The sequence below is a fragment of the Neisseria sp. HMSC070F02 genome (genome assembly GCF_001814225.1).
In the GTDB taxonomy this organism is placed as follows: Bacteria; Pseudomonadota; Gammaproteobacteria; order Burkholderiales; family Neisseriaceae; genus Neisseria; species Neisseria meningitidis.
The window spans coordinates 1-457 of record NZ_KV815465.1 but is presented as its reverse complement, the minus strand read 5'-3'; the positions used below and the strand labels follow the sequence as shown (position 1 = coordinate 457).

The window sequence follows — 457 nt, the reverse complement described above, 5'->3', positions numbered from 1 at the left end:
AGACAGTACAAATAGTACGGCAAGGCGAGGCAACACCGTACTGGTTTAAATTTAATCCACGATATTACGAACAATGCAAAAACATCAGCCAAACCGCAGCAACGTTTAACTTGTCAAGAAACACGCTTTACCTGTGGATTCGCCTTAAAAAACAAACAGGCAGCCTAAAACATCAAGTTACCGGTCTAAATGCCGTCAAATCGGATAGGCAAAAACCGGCTCAATATGTTGGGCAACACCCGGATGCCTATCTGCATGAAATCGCCAAACATTTTGATTGTACGGCAGCCACCGTTTGCTATGCACTCAAACAGATGGGGATAACGCGCAAAAAAAGACCACCACTTACAAAGAACAAGACCCGGCCAAAGTAACGCATTATTTGACACAGCCGGCCGAATTTTCCGACTACCAACGTGTTTATTTGGATGAAACAGGATTTGACCGCTACCTGTTC

1 pseudogene is annotated in these 457 nt (G+C 44.4%); it reads left to right on the top strand.

What is annotated here, in order from left to right:
• Positions 1 to 11 precede the first annotated feature (11 nt).
• Positions 12 to 457 (top strand): annotated as a pseudogene (locus tag HMPREF2959_RS07815) (IS630 transposase-related protein); the annotation flags it as partial.